General features: G+C 72.9%; 11 protein-coding genes and 1 pseudogene. 8 read left to right on the plus strand and 4 right to left on the minus strand.

The window, feature by feature from the left end:
- Window positions 1-11 precede the first annotated feature (11 nt).
- Genes tatB through QFW77_RS03475 form a run of 3 tightly spaced genes read left to right on the plus strand, consistent with a single transcriptional unit; the run spans window position 12 to window position 1,910 of the window.
- Window positions 12-473: a Sec-independent protein translocase protein TatB gene (gene tatB, locus QFW77_RS03465; RefSeq protein WP_280572889.1), complete on the plus strand. Its 462-nt coding sequence runs from the start codon at window positions 12-14 to the stop codon at window positions 471-473.
- A complete protein-coding gene (tatC, locus tag QFW77_RS03470) occupies window positions 457-1,227 on the plus strand; it encodes a twin-arginine translocase subunit TatC (RefSeq protein ID WP_280572890.1) in 771 nt (256 codons plus the stop codon). Before tatB ends, tatC begins: the two co-directional genes overlap by 17 nt.
- Window positions 1,224-1,910 (plus strand): RDD family protein, encoded by a 687-nt coding sequence (locus QFW77_RS03475; RefSeq protein ID WP_280572891.1) that lies wholly within the window; start codon window positions 1,224-1,226, stop codon window positions 1,908-1,910. Before tatC ends, QFW77_RS03475 begins: the two co-directional genes overlap by 4 nt.
- A gap of 6 nt (window positions 1,911-1,916) precedes the next feature.
- Here the strand turns inward: QFW77_RS03475 and QFW77_RS03480 are convergent, their stop codons facing one another.
- The 3 genes and pseudogenes from QFW77_RS03480 to QFW77_RS03490 all read right to left on the minus strand — a co-directional run bounded on the left by QFW77_RS03480 (window position 1,917) and on the right by QFW77_RS03490 (window position 5,355).
- Entirely contained in the window at window positions 1,917-2,789 is an 873-nt protein-coding gene (locus tag QFW77_RS03480; RefSeq protein ID WP_280572893.1) for a BPSS1780 family membrane protein, read from the minus strand.
- Between the two features lie 2 nt (window positions 2,790-2,791).
- Window positions 2,792-3,542: pseudogene (locus tag QFW77_RS03485) on the minus strand (glutamine amidotransferase).
- Between the two features lie 13 nt (window positions 3,543-3,555).
- Complete coding sequence (locus QFW77_RS03490; RefSeq protein WP_425603257.1) at window positions 3,556-5,355, minus strand: GspE/PulE family protein; 1,800 nt, start codon at window positions 5,353-5,355, stop codon at window positions 3,556-3,558.
- 101 nt (window positions 5,356-5,456) lie between these two features.
- Between QFW77_RS03490 and glyQ the strand changes: the two genes are divergently transcribed.
- From glyQ to QFW77_RS03515, 5 genes are all read left to right on the plus strand, one after another.
- A complete protein-coding gene (gene glyQ / locus QFW77_RS03495) occupies window positions 5,457-6,365 on the plus strand; it encodes a glycine--tRNA ligase subunit alpha (RefSeq protein WP_280572895.1) in 909 nt (302 codons plus the stop codon).
- Window positions 6,362-6,574, plus strand: a complete 213-nt coding sequence (locus QFW77_RS03500) for a hypothetical protein (protein WP_280572897.1) — start codon at window positions 6,362-6,364, stop codon at window positions 6,572-6,574. Before glyQ ends, QFW77_RS03500 begins: the two co-directional genes overlap by 4 nt.
- Window positions 6,571-8,763 (plus strand): glycine--tRNA ligase subunit beta, encoded by a 2,193-nt coding sequence (gene glyS, locus QFW77_RS03505; protein WP_280572899.1) that lies wholly within the window; start codon window positions 6,571-6,573, stop codon window positions 8,761-8,763. Before QFW77_RS03500 ends, glyS begins: the two co-directional genes overlap by 4 nt.
- 249 nt (window positions 8,764-9,012) lie before the next feature.
- Complete coding sequence (locus QFW77_RS03510; RefSeq protein WP_280572901.1) at window positions 9,013-10,788, plus strand: autotransporter assembly complex protein TamA; 1,776 nt, start codon at window positions 9,013-9,015, stop codon at window positions 10,786-10,788.
- A gap of 3 nt (window positions 10,789-10,791) precedes the next feature.
- Window positions 10,792-14,742, plus strand: coding sequence for a translocation/assembly module TamB domain-containing protein (locus tag QFW77_RS03515; protein WP_280572902.1), 3,951 nt, complete (start codon window positions 10,792-10,794; stop codon window positions 14,740-14,742).
- A 407-nt stretch (window positions 14,743-15,149) separates the two neighbouring features.
- Here QFW77_RS03515 and polA read toward each other — a convergent pair whose 3' ends face one another.
- Window positions 15,150-17,921, minus strand: a complete 2,772-nt coding sequence (polA, locus tag QFW77_RS03520) for a DNA polymerase I (RefSeq protein WP_280572905.1) — start codon at window positions 17,919-17,921, stop codon at window positions 15,150-15,152.
- Between the last annotated feature and the right edge of the window lie 99 nt (window positions 17,922-18,020).

Below are 18,020 nucleotides of genomic sequence, written 5' to 3' on the forward strand. Positions count from 1 at the left end.
CGCCGCATCGCATGTTCGACATCGGCTTCAGCGAGCTGTTCCTGATCGCGGTCGTCGCCCTGGTGGTGCTCGGGCCCGAGCGCCTGCCCAGGGCGGCGCGCTTCGCCGGGCTGTGGGTGCGCCGGGCGCGCGCCCAGTGGCATTCGGTGAGGTCGGAACTGGAGCGCGAACTGGCCGCCGAGGAGCTCAAGCGCAGCCTGCACGACGCCGAGGACGCGATGCGCGAGGTCGACGGCTCGGTGCGCGATGCGCGCGAGCGGATGCGCAGCGAGGTCGACGCGGTGCGCGACTCGGTGCGCGAGACCGCGCGCGAGGTCGAAGCCGGGATGGGCCGCCGCGGAAGGTCGGGCGAGGACCAGGAGGCGGGCGCGCAGGATGCGGCCGCGCCGGCCCTGCCCGCTACCGACCAACCGCAGCCGCCGCCCGCGCCGGCCCCGGCGCCTCCGGAGGACGACGATGCCGCGCGACGCTGAGAGCGCCGTCGACAGCAGCCTGATCGACCACCTGGTCGAGCTGCGCTCGCGGCTGATGCGCGCGCTCGCCGGCGTGGTGCTGGTGCTGCTGGCGCTGCTGCCGTTCGCCAACCGCCTCTACGGGCTGCTGGCGCAACCGCTGCTGGACAAGCTGCCGGAGGGCGCGCACCTGATCGCCGTGGAGGTGGCCTCGCCGTTCTTCGCGCCGCTGAAGCTGGCGTTCTTCGTGGCGGTGATCTCGACCATGCCCTGGCTGCTCTACCAGGCCTGGGCGTTCGTGGCGCCGGGCCTGTACCGGCGCGAGAAGAAGCTGGCGCTTCCGCTGCTGGTGTCGGCGGTGGCGCTGTTCTACATCGGCTGCGCGTTCGCGTTCTTCCTGGTGCTGCCGGCGGTGTTCGGCTTCCTCACCAGCGTCACCCCGGACGGGGTGGCGATGATGACCGACATCCACGCCTACCTGAACTTCGTGCTGGTGATCTTCCTCGCCTTCGGCCTGAGCTTCGAGCTGCCGGTGGCGCTGGTGATCCTGACCCTGCTCGGCTGGGTGACGCCGACGCAGCTGCGCGAGTGGCGCGGCTACGCCATCGTCGGGGTGTTCGTGCTGGCGGCGGTGATCACCCCGCCGGACGTGATCTCGCAGCTGATGCTGGCGATCCCGATGTGCCTGCTGTACGAGGCCGGCATCGTCGCGGCGCGGTTGCTGGCGCCCAAATCGCAGGGCCGCGACGACGAGGCCGACCGGCCGGCCACATGACCGCGGCGGGCTTCTGGCGGCGCTACGCCGCCTGGTCGCTGGACGCGGCGCTGCTGGCGTTGCCGGTGCTGCTGCTGGGCGCTGCGCGGCTGCGCGAAGGCGGCGCGCGCATCGCCGCTGGGTACGCGGAACTGGTCGACACCGTCGCCGCGGCGCTGCTCGCGCTGGTGTCGACGAGCGGCTCGCCGCTGGTCGCGGCGCTGGCCGCCAGCCGCGATCCGCGCCTGCGGGAAGCGGCCGCGGCGCTGCTCGACGCGGTGGCCGCGACGGCGTTGCCGCCGCTGGCGGCGTTCGCGGCGCTGGCGCTGCTCTATCACGTCGGCGCCGAGGCCTCGCCGCACCAGGCGACCTTGGGCAAGCGCGCGCTGGGCCTGCGGGTGGGCGGCAGCGACGGCCGCCGGCTCGCCCCGGCGCGCGCGCTGGCGCGTCATCTGGCCGGCGCGCTGTCGTGGCTCAGCGGCAATCTCGGCCACGCGCTCGCGGCGCTGCCACCGGAGCGGCGCGCGCTGCACGACCGGATCGCCGGCGCGCACGTGCTGCAGGACGGCACGAAGGCGCTGCCGGCGTGGGCGCGCGCCTGGATCGCGGCGCAGGCGCTGGCGGGCGCGGCGGCGGCGCTGTGGCTGCTGGCGGCGATGCAGTCGCAGCTGCAGCTCGCGCTGCAGCGCGCACTCGGCGGCTGAACCGCCTCAGACCTCGATGCCGGAAGGCGGCGGTGCCGCCATTGTCGGCGCCGCGCCATCCGCCGGCGCCAGCATCTTCTGCCAGGCGCGGTAGGACGCGCCCAGCATCACCGGCATCAGCACCGCCATCATCAGGATCTGGGCGACGAACTGCATCGCCAGCGGGCCGGCGGCCAGGCGCGCGACCACCGCCACCAGCTGCGCACCCACGCTGACCAGGAACACGATGACGATCAGCAGCACGAAGAACAGGATCATCGCCGGCACGTTGCGGATGCACGCCGCGAAGCTGCGCTTCATCGATTCCAGCGCGCCGCGCCCCTCGAACATGATCTGCGGGGTGGCGACGAAGGTGAAGAAATAGGTCAACACGCCGAGCACGAACGCCAGCAGCATCCACAGCAGGAACCGGCCGATCGGCAGGTTCTCGAACATCGCCGGATCGGGGTTGGCCTGGCCTTCGGCCTGCTCGAGCACGGCGATCGCCTCCTGCAGCTGGGTCGGCCCCACCATCACCACCAGCAGCAGCACCGCGAGCACCGCCATCGCCACCTGCGGCAGCAGCAGCGCCACCAGGCGCGGCGCGCGGCCCCCGGAGAACCCGTGCAGCAGGTGAGCGGGCACCGCCTGGCGCCCGGCATCGACCTCGCCGACCGCATGGACGAAGCCGCCCATCAGCACCGGCCCCAAGATCACCAGCACCAGCTGGAACGCCATGAAGGCGCCGAGCTGCTCGCCGAACAGCAGCGGCAGCGCGGTCAGGAAGCCGAAGATCGCGCCCAGCAGCCCGAGCCCGAGCGGCGACCTGCGCAGCAATCCGAAACCGGCCAACAGCCATTCCGCGCCGTCACCGATCGATACCTTCCTCACCTGCGTCATGGTCACTGTCCCCGATGGCCCGCCGACAGTGTACGCGCCCGCCGCGCGAAACGCCGCAGCGCGCGGCGTGCGTGCGGGGCCGCGCGCACGCCGCGCGCCAGCGCCTCCGGGTCCGCGCCCTCCGCGCAGCTGTTCGGCGCGGGCGCGGATGTAGCCGCGCATGTGCGTGGCGCTGAACTCCGGATGGAACTGCACGCCCCAGGCGTGGCCGCGCCAGCGGAACGCATGGCAGCCGTCGTGCCGCGATGCCGCCAGCAGCACCGCGCCGGGCGGCGGCCGCAGCACGCTCTGCAGATGCGTGACCTGGGCGGCGAAGCGCGCCGGCAGGGTCGCGAACAGCGGGTCGCCGGCGCTCGCCGGCGCGCGGGCCACCTCGACGGTACCCATCTCGCGGCCGCGCGGGTGGTCGCCGACCTCGCCGCCGAGCGCGTGCGCCAGCAGCTGGTGGCCGTAGCAGATCCCGAGCAGCGGCAGCCCGCCATGCGCCGCCTCGTGCAGCCAGCCGGCGGTGCGCTCGCTCCAGCCGAGGCGCTCGGTGACCATCGCCGCAGAGCCGCTGACGATGGCGCCGGCGAAGCCCGCTGGCGGCGGCAGCGGCGCCCCGGCCTCGACGTCGACCACCACCGCGTCGCGGCGCCCGAGCCCGGCGGCGACGCGGATCCAGTGGCCGAACCCGCCGTGCCGGCGCAGCGGTTCGACCGGGCGGCCGGCGACCACGATCAGCAGCGGGCGAGGTTCGGTGGAGACGCTCATCCGGCCGCGCCCCTCACTCCCGTGGCGGCAGCACCGTCAGCACTTCCTCCACCGTGGTCAGGCCCTGCGCGACCTTGGCGGCGGCGGCGTCGCGCAGGGTGCGCAGGCCGCCCTGCCGGGCAGCGGCGGTGAACCCGGCCAGCTCCATGTCGGGACGGATCCGCGCACGCAGCGCCGGCGTCACCGGCATCAGTTCGTACAGGCCGACCCGGCCGAGGTAACCGGTGTTGCGGCACTCCAGGCAACCCACCGCGCCCTGGGTCTCGCCGGGCGGCGGCCGCGCGCCGTCGCCGAGCAGCGCCTGCCAGGCCTCGTCCGGCACTTCGCGCGGCTGCCGGCAGTGCGGGCACAGGGTCCGCACCAGGCGCTGCGCCAGCACCCCGTTCAAGGTCGAGGCGATCAGGTAATGCGGCAGGCCCAGGTCGAGCAGGCGGGTGACCGCCGAGGGTGCGTCGTTGGTGTGCAGCGTGGACAGCACCAGGTGGCCGGTCAGCGACGCCTGCACCGCCATCTGGGCGGTGTCCAGGTCGCGGATCTCGCCGATCATGATGATGTCCGGGTCCTGCCGCAGCAGGGTGCGCACGCCGGAGGCGAAGGTGAGATCGATCGCGGTGTGCACCTGGGTCTGGTTGAACTCCGGCCAGACCATCTCGATCGGATCCTCGATGGTGCAGATGTTGAGGTCGGGCGTGGCCAGGCGCTTGAGCGCCGAGTACAGCGTGGTGGTCTTGCCCGAACCGGTCGGGCCGGTGACCAGCACGATGCCGTGCGGCTGCTGCACCAGCGCGTTCCAGGCCGCGGCCTCGGCATCGTCGAAACCCAGTTGCTCGATCGGCTTGAAGGCGGTATCGGGGTCGAAGATGCGCATCACGCATTTCTCGCCGAACGCCGTGGGCATGGTCGACAGGCGCATCTCCACCTCGCTGCCGCCCGGCGAGCGGGTCTTGATGCGGCCGTCCTGCGGGCGCCGCCGCTCGCCCAGGTCCATGCGCCCGAGCACCTTGATCCGGCTGATCACCGCGCTCATCACCGGCGGCGGCATCTCGAACACCTTGTGCAGCAGGCCGTCGATGCGGAAGCGCACCCGGCCCACGTCGCGGCGCGGTTCCAGGTGGATGTCCGAGGCGCGCTGCCCGTAGGCGTACTGCAGCAGCCAGTCGACGATGTTGACGATGTGGTGGTCGTCGGCGTTGACGTCGCCCGAGCGGCCCAGCTCGACCAGCTGCTCGAAGCTCGGCGCCGCGCCTTCCTCGCGCACGTCGCGCGCGCCGCGCACCGAGCGGGTGACGCCGAAGAACTCCATGGTGTAGCGGTGCAGGTCCAGCGGGCTGGCCACCACCAGGTCGATGCGCCGGCGCAGCAGCCGCTGCAGGTCCGCCAGCCAGTCCAGCGCCATCGGCTCGCTGGTGGCGATCAGGGCATGGTCGCCGCCGACCTCGAGCGGCAGGATGCGGTGGCGCCTGGCGTAGGCGTGCGAGATCAGGTCGGTCACCCCGGCCACGTCGAGGCGGGTGGGATCGATGCGCCGGTAGGGATGGCCGCTGGCCGTCGCCAGCCATTCGGTGAGCTGTTCGAGCCCCAGCTCGGTCCCCGGCACCCGCGCCGAAGGCAGCTTGAGGTTCGCCAGCAGCACCAGCGGATGCACCGCTTCGAGCCCCCGGCCGTGGCGGCCGGAGACGCGCGCGCGGTCGGCCTGCTCCGCGTCGAGCATGCCGTCGGCGACCAGCGCGTCGAGCACCGGCTCCAGCGTCAGCCGCCCCGGCGGCAGCCGCGCTGTGGTCCGTTCGCCAACGGCATTGGGCGGGTGGGTCAAGGCGGACTCGCGGCTGCGGAGGGAGCCGGGCCCCGCCGCGCCGGGCGGCGCGGACCCGGCCGCTATACTAGCGCGCCGTGTCTGCGAGCCGGATACCGACGATGAGCGGTCCCACCTTCCAGGAACTGATCCAGGGCCTCAATGCCTACTGGGGCGAGCGCGGCTGCGTGCTGATCCAGCCGCTGGACCTGGAGGTCGGCGCCGGCACCTTCCACCCCGCCACGTTCCTGCGCGCGCTGGGCCCGGAGCCGTGGAACGCCGCCTACGTGCAGCCCTGCCGCCGCCCCACCGACGGCCGCTATGGCGAGAACCCCAACCGCCTGCAGCGCTACTACCAGTACCAGGTGGCGCTCAAGCCCAGCCCGGACGACATCGTCGAGCGCTATTTCGGCTCGCTCCAGGCGCTCGGCGTCGATCCGCTGGTGCACGACCTGCGCCTGGTCGAGGACAACTGGGAATCGCCGACGCTCGGCGCCTGGGGGCTGGGCTGGGAGGTCTGGCTCAACGGCATGGAGGTGACCCAGTTCACCTATTTCCAGCAGGCCGGCGGCCTGGAGTGCAGGCCGGTGCTGGGCGAGATCACCTACGGGCTCGAGCGGCTGTGCATGTACCTGCAGAACGTCGACGACGTCTTCGACCTGGTCTGGACCCACGGCCCGGACGGGGTGCCGGTGACCTACCGCGACGTCTACCACCAGAACGAGGTCGAGCAGAGCGCCTACAACTTCGAAGTGGCCGACGTACCGGAACTGTTCCACCGCTTCGACGCCTGCGAGGCCGAGGCCCTGAAGCTGGTCGGGCTCGACCTGCCGCTGCCCGCCTACGAGCAGGTCTGCAAGGCCTCGCACTGCTTCAACCTGCTCGACGCGCGCCGCGCGATCGCCGTGACCGAGCGCCAGCGCTTCATCCTGCGGGTGCGGCGGCTGTCGCAGGCGGTGGCCGGCAGCTACCACGCGCAGCGCGAGAAGCTAGGGTTCCCGGGGCTGAAGCGCGAGGCCGAGGCGGCATGAGCACGGTTGGCGGCGATTTCGCGCCATATGGCCTGGTCGCGTTCCTGTTCGGCGTGTTCTGCGCGTACTGGGCCCAGGAAACCGGCCGCAGCGCCTGGCTCTGGTTTTTCCTCGGCCTGCTGCTGCCGCCGATCGCGGGCATCGCGCTGCTGTCCAAGAACGCGGTCCGCCTCGAACGCCTCGCTCGAACGCTGAAGGACAAGGCATGACCCGGCTTGCACCCCTGCTCATCGAACTCGGAACCGAGGAACTGCCGGTCAAGGCGCTTCCGGGACTGGCACGCGCGTTGTTCGACGGCGTGGTCGAGGGGCTGGGCCGGCACGGGATCGCGGTCGAGCCCGGCGCGGCACGGCCGCTGTACACGCCGCGACGGCTGGCGGTGCTGCTGCCGCGGGTCGGCGTGCGCCAATCCGAGCAGCGTTCCGAGGTGCTCGGCCCCTACCTCAACATCGCCCTGGACGCGGACGGCCAGCCGACCCGCGCGCTGCAGGGTTTCGCCGCCAAGGCCGGCGTCGACTGGTCCGCGCTCGAGCGCACCACCGATCAGAAGGGCGAGCGCTTCGTCCATCGCGCGGTGAAGCCGGGCGCCGATACCGCCACGCTGCTGCCGGAGATCCTCGGCGAAGCGCTGGCGGCGATGCCGGTGCCCAAGCCGATGCGCTGGGGCGACCATGCGCACGCCTTCGCCCGCCCGGTGCACTGGCTGGTGATGCTGATGGGCGAGGACGTGGTCGACGGCGAAGCGTTCGGCGTCGGCGCCGACCGCATGAGCCGCGGCCATCGCTTCATGCACGATCGCACGGTCTGGATCGCACGCCCCGAGGACTACATAGACGCTCTGCGCGGCGCCCGCGTGCTGGTCGACCCGGAGGAACGCCGCGCGCGCATCGTCGAGGAGGTCACGCGCGCCGCGCACGCCGCCGGCGGCGCCGCACGGATCGAGCCGGGCAACCTGGAAGAGGTCAACTGCCTGGTGGAGTGGCCTGAGGCGGTGACCTGCTCGTTCGAGCCCGAGTACCTCGCCGTGCCGCAGGAGGCGCTGGTCGCCACCATGGAGGCGAACCAGAAGTTCTTCCCCGTGCTGGGGCCCGACGGGCGCCTGCGCGAGCACTTCGTCGGCATCGCCAACATCCTCTCCAGGGACCAGGCCGAGGTGCGCAAGGGCTACGAGCGGGTGATCCGCCCGCGCTTCGCCGACGCGCGCTTCTTCTTCGTCGAGGACATGAAGCAGGGCATGGCGTCGATGAACGCCGGGCTGCGCAACGTCACCTACCAGCAGAAGCTCGGCAGCGTCGCCGACAAGGTGGCGCGGGTCGCCGCGCTGGCCGAGGCGGTCGCCGCCCGGGTCGGCGTCGACCCGGCGCTGGCGCGGCGCGCGGCGGAACTGTCCAAGGCCGACCTGCAGTCGCGCATGGTCGGCGAGTTCCCGGAACTGCAGGGGATCGCCGGGCGCTACTACGCCAGCCAGGACCCGGCGCTCGACGGCCTGCCGCACGAGGAGCGGCTTGCGGTGGCCAACGCCATCGACGAGGCCTACCGGCCGCGCCAGGCCGGCGACGACATCGCCCTGTCCGGCCTCGGCAAGGTGCTGGCGATCGCCGAACGCCTCGACACCCTGGCCGGCGGCTTCGCCGCGGGGCTGAAGCCGACCGGCAACAAGGACCCGTTCGCGCTGCGGCGCAATGCGCTGGGGCTGGCGCGCACGGTGATCGAGAGCGGCTACGATCTGGACCTGGGCGAAATGCTCGCCGCCGCGGTGGACCGGGCGACGCGCGCGATCGCGATCGCCGGCGCCGCGGCGCAGCAGAAGCGCGCGGCGACAGAGGCCGGGCACTCGCGGCCGCCGCGACCTGGCGACGACACCGGATCGGACGCTGCACCGGCCGCCGACGAAATCTACGACTTCGTTCTGGACCGCCTGCGCGGCTACTACGCCGAGCGCGGCGTGCCGCCGCAGCACTTCGCCGCGGTGGCCGAGAAGCGGCCGCCGTCGCTGTACGACTTCGACCGGCGCATCGCCGCGATCGGCAGCTTCGCCGATCTGCCCGAGGCGACGGCGCTGGCGGCGGCCGACAAGCGCATCCGCAACATCCTGCGCAAGGCCGGCGACGACACCGCTGCGAGCATCGACCCGACGCTGCTGCGCGAGCCGGCCGAACGCGCCCTGGCCGAGGCGGTGGAGGCGGTCTATGCCGAAACCGGCGCCGCCCTGGCCAGCGGCGACTACGTCGACGCGCTCTCGCACCTGGCACGGTTGCGGCCGCAGGTGGACGCGTTCTTCGACGCGGTGATGGTCAACGACGAGGACCCGGCGCTGCGCCGCAACCGCCTGGCGCTGCTGCGCCGCCTCGGCGACCGGCTCGGCAGCGTCGCCGCGATCGAACAGCTCTCGACCTGAGCCGCACGCTCACGCCGCCCCCTCGCGACACGCGTGCCCGTGGGAACGGTCCACGGCCGCGAAAGCCGCGGGCGTCGCCGGTCGCGGTGGCGCCAACCTCCGGCCGATCGCGCGGCCGTTCCGGACATGGCCAGGCACGCCTTCGCGTGCAGGGCACGCGGCCGCCGGCACCATGGACCGCGCTGCATCCGGCCGACGCGCATGGCCGGCGTTAATCGGTTCTTGACTCGCCTTGGGTATCCTCTTCCGATGTTACGACGCCCCTTCTCCAGCGCCTGCCTCGCCGCGCTGCTGCTCGCCGCCGGCGCCGCGCAGGCCGCCGAGGTCGCGCGCGTCGACATCCGCGGGCTCGACGAGGAGATGACCGAGAACGTGCGGGTCTCGCTGTCGCTGGTCGAGGCGCTCGGCCGCGACGTTCCGCCCAGGCGCCTGGTCTACATGGTGCGCGAGGCGGAAAGCCAGACCCGCGAGGCGCTGGAGCCGTTCGGCTACTACTCGCCGACGATCGAGGTCGAGCGCGAGCGCTCGGACGACGGGCTGGCGGTGACCATCACCGTTGACCCCGGCGAGCCGGTGCGGGTCCGCAACAGCGATATCGCGATCCTGGGCGCCGGCCATCGCGACCGGTACCTGCAGGAGGATCTGGGCGAGTTCGCGCCCTCGCCCGGATCGGTGTTCGACCACGCCCTGTACGAGGCCAGCAAGGCGCGGATCAGCCGCCGCCTGGCCGAGCGCGGCTACTTCGATGCCGACTTCAGCGCGCGGCGGGTGGAGGTGACCCGGGCCGAGCGCGCCGCCGACATCGAGCTGGTCTGGACCAGCGGCGAACGCTACGACATGGGCCCGATCGACTTCAGCCAGGAACCGGAGTCGGTCGTCAACGACTCGCTGCTCGAGCGCCTGGTCTACTGGGACGAGGGCGACTACTACCACCAGGGCCGGCTGGACCGGCTGCGCACCTCGCTCACCCGGCTGGACTATTTCAGCCGCATCGAGATCAGCACGCGGCCCGAGGACGCCGGCCCCGACCGCCGGGTGCCGGTCGAGGTCACCCTCACCCCGGCCCCCCGCAAGGTGCAGACCGCGGGCATCAGCTACGGCACCGACAGCGGCGCCGGCGTCCGCCTGGGCGAGGAGCGCCGCTACGTCAACCGACGCGGCCACAAGGCGCTGGCCCAGCTGGACTACGCGCAGCGCCGCAAGACCCTCACCCTGCAGTACCGGATCCCCGCATTCGCGTGGCTCGACGGCTGGTACACGGCCAGCCTGCAGGTCGCCGACGAGCAAACCGACTACATCGACACGCGCCGCGTCGAGCTGGTCGCCAGCCGCAGCGGCCAGTACAACCGCCATCTCAACCTGGTGGCCTCGGCCCACGTGCTGCGCGAACGCTGGGCCTACGTGGAGGAGAACGGCGACGATCCGGAAGCCGAACCGGACTACCGCTACGCCACCTTCAGCTACCCGTCGCTGCGCGGCGAATACATCGACGTCGACGACCGGATCTTCCCGACCCGCGGGATCGGCGGCTCGCTGGTGCTGCGCGGCGGGGTCGAGGGCGCCGGTTCGGACGCGAGCTTCGCCCAGCTCCACGCCCGCGCCACCTGGTACCGCGGGCTCGGCGCGCGCAACCGGCTGATCGTACGCGGGGAACTGGGGCATACCTCCACCGACGCGCTGGTGGCGCTGCCGCCGAGCCTGCGCTTCTATGCCGGCGGCGATCGCAGCATCCGTGGCTACGACTGGCGCGAGGTGGGCCCGCGGCTGGGCGATTTCGCCCTGGGCGCCAAGAACGTGACCACCGCCAGCGTGGAGCTGGAGCACTACTTCGCCAACGCCTTCGGCATCGCCGGCTTCGTCGACAGCGGCAGCGCGTTCGACGACAGCCCGGACTTCCGCACCGGGGTCGGCATCGGCGTGCGCTGGCGCTCGCCGGTCGGGCCGCTGCGCCTGGACATCGCCCGCGGCCTCGACGATCCCGACTCGCCGTTCACCCTGCACCTCGACATCGGCACCGCGTTCTAGGCCATGCCGATCCTGCACCGCCATCGGATCGACCCGGCACTGACGCCCGAACAGCGCGAGGCGCGGATCGCCGAGCTGCGGCAGCGGCGGCGCGCGCGGCTGCGCTGGCTGGCCTGGCGCTCGGCGATCGCCCTGGGCGCGCTGCTGCTGGTCGCGGCGGGCCTGGCGTACTGGCTGCTGATGACGCTCGGCGGCCGCGAATTCCTGCTGGCGCAGATCGTCGCGCGGCTGCCGGCCGGCACCTCGCTGGAGTGGCGCGAGGCGGAAGGACCGGCCGCCGGCCCGCTGACCCTGTACGACGTGCGCTTCCGGCACCGCACCTGCCCGGATCGCGACGGCGAGCCGGTGGCGTTCGGCGATTGCGACGCGCCGCGGACCCTGTCCTTCGAGGCGGCGCGGGTGATGCTCGACCCGGACATCCGCCCGCTGCTGGGGCGGCTGTTGCGCCTGGACGTGCTGGAGGTCGAGGACGCGGTGCTGACCCTGCCGCCGGCGGCCGAGGACGAGCCGTTCGAGCTGCCGCGCTGGCCCGAGTCGCTGCCCCAGATCGGCCCGCTGCCGCTCGCGCTGGAGGCCGACGCCATCCGCGTGGAGCGGCTGCGGGTGGTGGGTGCGGACGGGCCGCTGGTCGACATCGCCTCGGTGCGAGGCGGCTTCGACGTGCGCGACGGCCTGCTGCGCCTGGAGCGGCTTCGGGTCGAGAGCGACCGCGGTCGCTTCGCCCTGCACGGCGAGTACGCGCCCCGCGACGACTACCGCATGGACCTCACCGGCAGCGCGCTGCTGCCGGCCCCACCGGGGCGCACCCGCCCGCGCTTCGGCCTGGCGGCGCGCGGCGACGTCGCGCGGCTGGACGTGGCCGTGGTCGGGCACGCGCCCGCGCCGCTGCGCGCGGTGCTGACCCTGCGGGGCCGCGACCAGCCCGGCTGGCGCCTGCGCGCCGGCTCCGAGGCGCTCGACCCGGCGCTGCTGGCCGGGAGCGGCGAGCCGGGTATTCCTGTCGCGTTCGCGCTGGAGGCCGACGGTCGCGGCGGCGAGGCGGTGCTGGAGGGAAGCTTCTCGCGCGGCGATTTCTCCGCGGTGCTGTTGCCGTCCACGCTGCGGCTGGACGAGCAGGTGCTCGAGCTCGATCCGCTGGTGCTGCAGCTGCTCGACGGCACCCTGGCGCTGCGCGGCCGTGCCGACTTCCGCGATGCCGCGAATCCGGTCGGGCGCTTCTCGGTGGCCGCGCGCGGGCTGCGCTGGGCCGGCACCGCGGCCGCCGACGGCACCCCGGCGCCTGCGGTGACCGCCGATGCGGACCTCGGCATCGCCGGCCGCATGGCCGCCTGGGCGGTGATCGGCCACGCCGAGCTGGCGCGCGACGGCGTCCAGGCGCGGCTCGAACTGGACGGCCGCGGCAATGCCGATGCCGTGGACCTGCGCAGGCTGCACGCGCAGACCCCCGGCGGCGCGCTGGAAGCCAGCGGCCGGTTCGCCTGGGCCCCGGCGCTGGCCTGGAATCTCGAGGCCGCGCTCGAAGATTTCGACCCCGGCTATTTCCTTCCCGACTGGAACGGCGCGATCGACGGGCGCCTGACCAGCGAGGGCGGCACCCGCGCCGACGACGGCGGCCTGGACGTCGAGGTCGTCGCCGAGCGGCTCGGCGGGCGCCTGCGCGGGCGCACGCTGCGGGGCCAGGGCCGCTTCGCGATGCGCGGCCCCGCCGCCGCCGCCGGCGACCAGGGCCGCAGCGACTACGAAGGCGAACTGGACCTGTCGCTGGGCTCCAGTCGGGTGGAGGCCACCGGTTCGGTGACCGATCGGCTGCGCATCGACGCTACCCTGGCGCCGCTGCAGCTGGCCGATCTCCTGCCCGGCGGCAGCGGCCGGATCGAAGGCGAAGTGCGGCTGAGCGGCGCCCGCGACGCGCCGGATGCCGATGTGGACCTCCGCGCCACCGACCTGGCGTGGGGGGCGTACCGCGCCGAGGCCGCCACCCTGGCCGGGCGCATGCCGTGGCAGCGCGGCCAGCAGGGCAGCCTGGCCCTGCAGGCCAGGGGGCTGCAGGTGGGCGTCGCCCTGGACACCCTGGCGGTCCGCGCCAGCGGCGCGGTCGAATCGCTGCGCGCCGAGGCCAGCGCGCGCGGCGCGATCGGCGCGCTCGACCTGGCCGGAAGCCTGGAGCGCCGCGGCGAGACCTGGCAGGGCCGCCTGGCGTCGCTGCGGCTGGCGCCCGAACGCGGCGCGGCCTGGTCGCTGCAGGACGCCGCCGCGATCGGCCTGGGCGGGGGCGCCTGGCGGATCTCCGAATCGTGCTTCGCCAGCAGCGACGGCGGTTCGCTGTGCGTGCAGGCCGACTGGCCACGGACCGGGGTGAGCGTGACCGGGCGCCAGCTGCCGCTGGCGCTGGCCGCACCTTACCTGCCGGAGCGGGAACCCGGCCGGCCGTGGGTGCTGCGCGGCGAGATCGCCCTGGACGGACGGCTGCGGCCGGCCGGCGACGCCTACAGCGGCGACCTTTCGGTGCGCTCGGAAAGCGGCGGGGTGCGGGTGGCGGCGCGCGCGCGCCGCGACGTGATCGGCTACGAGGCGCTGCGGCTCGACCTGGAGTTCGATCCGCAGGCGATCCGCGGCACCCTCGCCGCCACCCTGGGCGACGGCGGCCGCGTGCAGGCGCAGGCGACCACCGGCTGGGACGCGTACTCGCCGCTTTCTGCCGAACTGACGCTCGATACCGACGAACTGCTGTGGCTGGAGCTGTTCTCCCCGGACATCGTCGAACCCGAGGGGCGGCTGTCGGCGCGGATCTCGGTGGCTGGTACCCGCGCCGAGCCGCAGCTGGGCGGACAGGCGCAACTGAGCCAGTTCGCGACCACGATCCCCTCGCTGGCGATCGAGCTGACCGACGGCAACCTGCGCCTGGACGCCGCTGGCGACGGCAGCGCGCGGATCAGCGGCAGCGTGCGCTCCGGCGAAGGCACCCTGGACGTCGGCGGGTCGCTGGGCTGGCGCGGCGCCGAGACCCCGCTGGAGCTGAACCTGCGCGGCCGCAACCTGCTGGTCTCCGACACCCGCGACCTGCGCGCGGTGGTCGACCCGGACGTGGTGGTGCGCTACGGCGCCGGACGGCCGCTGGAAGTGGTCGGCACGGTCGTCGTATCGGAGGCCCGGATCGACCTGGAGCGTCTCGACGACGGCGTCTCGGTCTCCCCCGACGTGGTGGTCCTCGACCCGGTCGATCCCGACGCGGGCCCGCCGCTGGCGCTGCGGCTCGACCTCACCCTGGTAATGGGGGATGCGGTGACCTTGAACGGCTTCGGTCTGGAAGGCACCCTCGACGGCCGGCTGCGGGTGCGGCAGAGCCCGGGCCGCGACATGCTCGCCACCGGCGCGTTGCAGGTCGGCGGACGCTACGAGGCCTATGGCCAGGAACTGGAGATCGTGCGCGGCAACCTGGTGTGGAGCAACGACGTGGTCTCCGACCCGCTGCTGGACATCCGCGCCCAGCGGCGGATCGAGGCCGAGGAGCTGACCGCCGGGATCGATGTCACCGGGCGCGCTTCGGCGCCGCAGGCCACGGTGTGGACCGATCCGGCCCGCGACCAGTCCGAGGCGCTGGCCTACCTGGCGCTGGGCCGTTCGCTGTCCAGCGTGACCGGCGACGAGGGCCGCCAGCTCGACGCGGCCTCCGCCGCGCTCTCGGCCGGTGGCGGCCTGGTCGCCTCGCAGCTGGGCTCGCGCATCGGCCTGGACGACGCCGGCGTGAGCCACTCGCGAGCCCTGGGCGGCAGCGTGCTCGGCGTGGGCAAGCAGCTCTCGCCGCGGCTGTACGTCGGCTTCGGCGTCTCGCTGCTGGGCACCGGCCAGGTCCTGACCCTCAAGTACCTGCTCGGCCGCGGCTTCGACATCGAGATCGAGTCCAGCACGGTCGAGAGCCGGGGCTCCCTGAACTGGCGGCGGGAGACGGATTGATCGGAAGCCCCGATGGTGATTGGCGATTCGTAACCGCCGTAGGGCAGGTTCGTGTCAGCGCCATCTCCTGCGGGCCCAGGCCGTTCAGGTTCAGGCGGCCTTTTTGCTGATCACGAACGACCGATCCCCAATCACGGCGCAATAAAAAGCCCCGCAGGCAGGGGGGGCCGGCGGGGCTCGGTGGAACGGGGCTCGGGGAGAAGCCTTACGTTCCGGGATCACTCCAGGGGAAGGGAGAGATCAGCGACAGACGTTGCATCTGTCGCGAGCTATATGACCATTCCGCACATGGATGGTTCGTGAAGATTCCGGTTAAATTTCCGCAGGATTCAGCCTGCATTTACCCAGCCCGAAAACGGTCGTTCCCACTGAATGGATCCGATAGGCGCCGTCGATCAGGCGCCCGCCTAATGGGCCTCGTCCCAGTTGTCGCCGGTGCCGCTGTCGACCACCAGCGGCACCCGCAGTTCGGCGGCGCCGGTCATCCGCGGCACCACCTCCGCCAGCAGGGTGTCGACGAACCCGGCCGCAGCCTCGAACACCAGTTCGTCGTGGACCTGCAGGATCATCCGCGCCGCGCCCGGCGGCTGGGTGGCCAGCCAGGCGTCGATGGCGATCATCGCGCGCTTGATGATGTCCGCCGCGGTGCCCTGCATCGGCGCGTTGATCGCCGCGCGCTCGGCGCCGGCGCGCAGGCCCTGGTTGCGGGCGGCGATGTTCTCCAGGTACAGGCGGCGACCGAACACCGTCTCCACGTAGCCCTGCTCGCGCGCCTGCTCGCGGGTGCGCTCCATGAAATCGCGCACGCCTGGATAGCGCGAGAAGTACAGCGCGATGTAGTCCTGCGCCTCGCCGCGGCCGATGCCGAGGTTGCGCGCCAGCCCGAACGCGCTCATGCCGTACATCAGGCCGAAGTTGATCGCCTTGGCGGCGCGGCGCTCGTTCGGGGTCACGGCGTCCATCGGCCTGCCGAACACCTCCGCCGCGGTGGCGCGGTGGATGTCGGCGCCGGAGGCGAACGCCCTCAGCAGACCCTCGTCCCGCGACAGGTGCGCCATGATCCGCAGCTCGATCTGCGAGTAGTCGCAGGCGACGATGCGGTTGCCGGGATCGGCGACGAAGGCGCGGCGGATCCGGCGCCCGTCCTCGGTGCGGATCGGGATGTTCTGCAAGTTGGGATCGCTGGACGCCAGCCGCCCGGTGGCGGCGCCGGCCTGGTGGAAGCTGGTGTGGACCCGGCCGGTGGCCGGGTTGACCATCTCGGAGAGCTTTTCGGTGTAGGTGCTGCGCAGCTTCGCCAGCGCGCGGTACTCCAGGATCACCCGCGGCAGCTCGTGCAGGTCGGCGATCGCCTCCAGCGCCTCCTCGTTGGCCGACGGCTGGCCCTTGGGCGTCTTCACCAGCGCCGGCAGCTTCAGCTCCTCGAACAGCAGCGCACAGACCTGCTTCGGCGAGTCGAGGTTGAAGCTGCGCCCGGCCAGTTCGGTGGCCTGCTGCTGCAGCGCCAGCATGCGCCGAGACAGGTCGGCGGTCTGGCGGCGCAGCTCGTCGGCGTCGATGCGCACGCCGTTGGCCTCGATCCGCGCCAGCACCGGCACCAGCGGGATCTCGATCCCGCGGTAGACCTGTTCCAGCGCCGGCACCGCGGCCAGCTTCGGGCCCAGCAGCCGGTGCAGGCGCAGGGTGATGTCGGCATCCTCGGCGGCGTAGCGGGTGGCGTCGTCCAGCGCGACCTGCGAGAAGGGAATCGCCTTGGCGCCCTTGCCCGCCACGTCGGCGTACTTGACCGTGGTGTAGCCGAGGTAGCGCAGCGCCAGCGAGTCCATGTCGTGGCGGCTGGCGGTGGCGTTGAAGATGAAGCTCTCCAGCATGCTGTCGTCGGCATAACCCTGCACCGCCACCCCGTGGCGGCGCAGCACGTGCAGGTCGTACTTGCCGTGGTGGCCGACCTTGCGCTTGCCCGGGTCTTCGAACAGCGGCCGCAGCGCGGCCAGCGCCTGGTCGCGATCGAGCTGCACGGGAGCGCCGCCGTAGTCGTGCGCCAGCGGCAGATAGGCGGCGCTGCCCGGCTCGACGCTGACGCTGATGCCGACCAGGCTGGCCCGCATCGGGTCCAGCGAATCGGTCTCGGTGTCGAAGGCGAATTCCGGCGCGGCGCGCATGCGTTCGATCCAGGCATCGAGCCGGGCCTGGTCGAGCACGGTCTCGTACTCGCCCGGCGCGGCCAAGGCCGGGTCGACGCCCTCGGCGGCCGCGGCCGCCGGGCGCGCGTAGCCCGCCTCGGTGCCGCGCACGCTGACGCGGTCGCCGGCGGCGTCGGCCGGCACCGCGCCGGCCCCTTCCAGCTCGCGCAGCGCCTGGGTGAAGCCGTAGCGGGCGTACAGCATGCGCAGCGCCTCGACGTCGCGCGGGCGCAGCGCGAGCTGGCGCGGCCCACGCGCCATCGGCACGTCGGTCCGGATCGTCACCAGCTCGCGGTTGAGCGGCAGCCGCTCCAGCACCGCGCGCAGGTTGTCGCCGATCTTGCCCTTGATGTTGGCGGCATTGGCGATCACCCCGTCGAGCGATTCGTATTCCCCCAGCCACTTGGCCGCGGTCTTCGGCCCGCACTTGTCCACGCCGCGGACGTTGTCGACGGTGTCGCCCATCAGCGCCAGCAGGTCGACGATCTGCGACGGGCGCACGCCGAACTTGTCGATCACCGCCGCCTCGCTGTCCAGGCGGCTGCCGCTCATGGTGTTGACCAGGGCGATGCCCGGCTGCACCAGCTGGGCGAAGTCCTTGTCGCTGGTGGAGACGGTGACGTCGATGCCGTCGCGGGCCGCGGCCAGGGCCAGGGTGCCGATCACGTCGTCGGCCTCCACCCCGTCCTCGCGCAGGATGCTGATCCCCAGCGCCTCGACGATGTCGCACATCGGCTGCAGCTGCGCACGCAGCTCGTCGGGCATCGGCGGGCGGTTGGCCTTGTACTCGGGGTAGAGGTCGTCGCGGAAGGTCCTGCCCGGGGCGTCCACCACGAACGCCACGAAGTCCGGCTGCTCCTTCAGCGTCGCGCGCAGCATGTTGACCACCCCGAACAGGGCGCCGGTGGGCTCGCCCTGGGCGTTGGCCAGCGGCGGCAGCGCGTGGAAGGCGCGGTAGAGGTAGGAGGAGCCGTCGATCAGGACCAGTCGTGTCATCCGCCGATTCTAAACCGGCGGGCCGCGGCGCACTTCGCTAGCAGCGGCCCCGTGGCCGCCAAGGCCGCGGGAGCGTCCTTGCGGCGGCGATGCCTGGCC

The organism is Luteimonas endophytica, assembly GCF_029887875.1.
Classification (GTDB): Bacteria; Pseudomonadota; Gammaproteobacteria; order Xanthomonadales; family Xanthomonadaceae; genus Luteimonas; species Luteimonas endophytica.

Excerpts from the sequence above, each read along its gene's own strand:
- polA (WP_280572905.1), bottom strand. The coding sequence starts at position 17,921 with ATGACACGACTGGTCCTGATCGACGGCTCCTCCTACCTCTACCGCGCC.
- QFW77_RS03475 (WP_280572891.1), top strand. The coding sequence starts at position 1,224 with ATGACCGCGGCGGGCTTCTGGCGGCGCTACGCCGCCTGGTCGCTGGAC.
- glyS (WP_280572899.1), top strand. The coding sequence starts at position 6,571 with ATGACCCGGCTTGCACCCCTGCTCATCGAACTCGGAACCGAGGAACTG.
- QFW77_RS03510 (WP_280572901.1), top strand. The coding sequence starts at position 9,013 with ATGTTACGACGCCCCTTCTCCAGCGCCTGCCTCGCCGCGCTGCTGCTC.
- QFW77_RS03515 (WP_280572902.1), top strand. The coding sequence starts at position 10,792 with ATGCCGATCCTGCACCGCCATCGGATCGACCCGGCACTGACGCCCGAA.
- QFW77_RS03480 (WP_280572893.1), bottom strand. The coding sequence starts at position 2,789 with ATGACGCAGGTGAGGAAGGTATCGATCGGTGACGGCGCGGAATGGCTG.
- glyQ (WP_280572895.1), top strand. The coding sequence starts at position 5,457 with ATGAGCGGTCCCACCTTCCAGGAACTGATCCAGGGCCTCAATGCCTAC.
- QFW77_RS03500 (WP_280572897.1), top strand. The coding sequence starts at position 6,362 with ATGAGCACGGTTGGCGGCGATTTCGCGCCATATGGCCTGGTCGCGTTC.
- tatC (WP_280572890.1), top strand. The coding sequence starts at position 457 with ATGCCGCGCGACGCTGAGAGCGCCGTCGACAGCAGCCTGATCGACCAC.
- tatB (WP_280572889.1), top strand. The coding sequence starts at position 12 with ATGTTCGACATCGGCTTCAGCGAGCTGTTCCTGATCGCGGTCGTCGCC.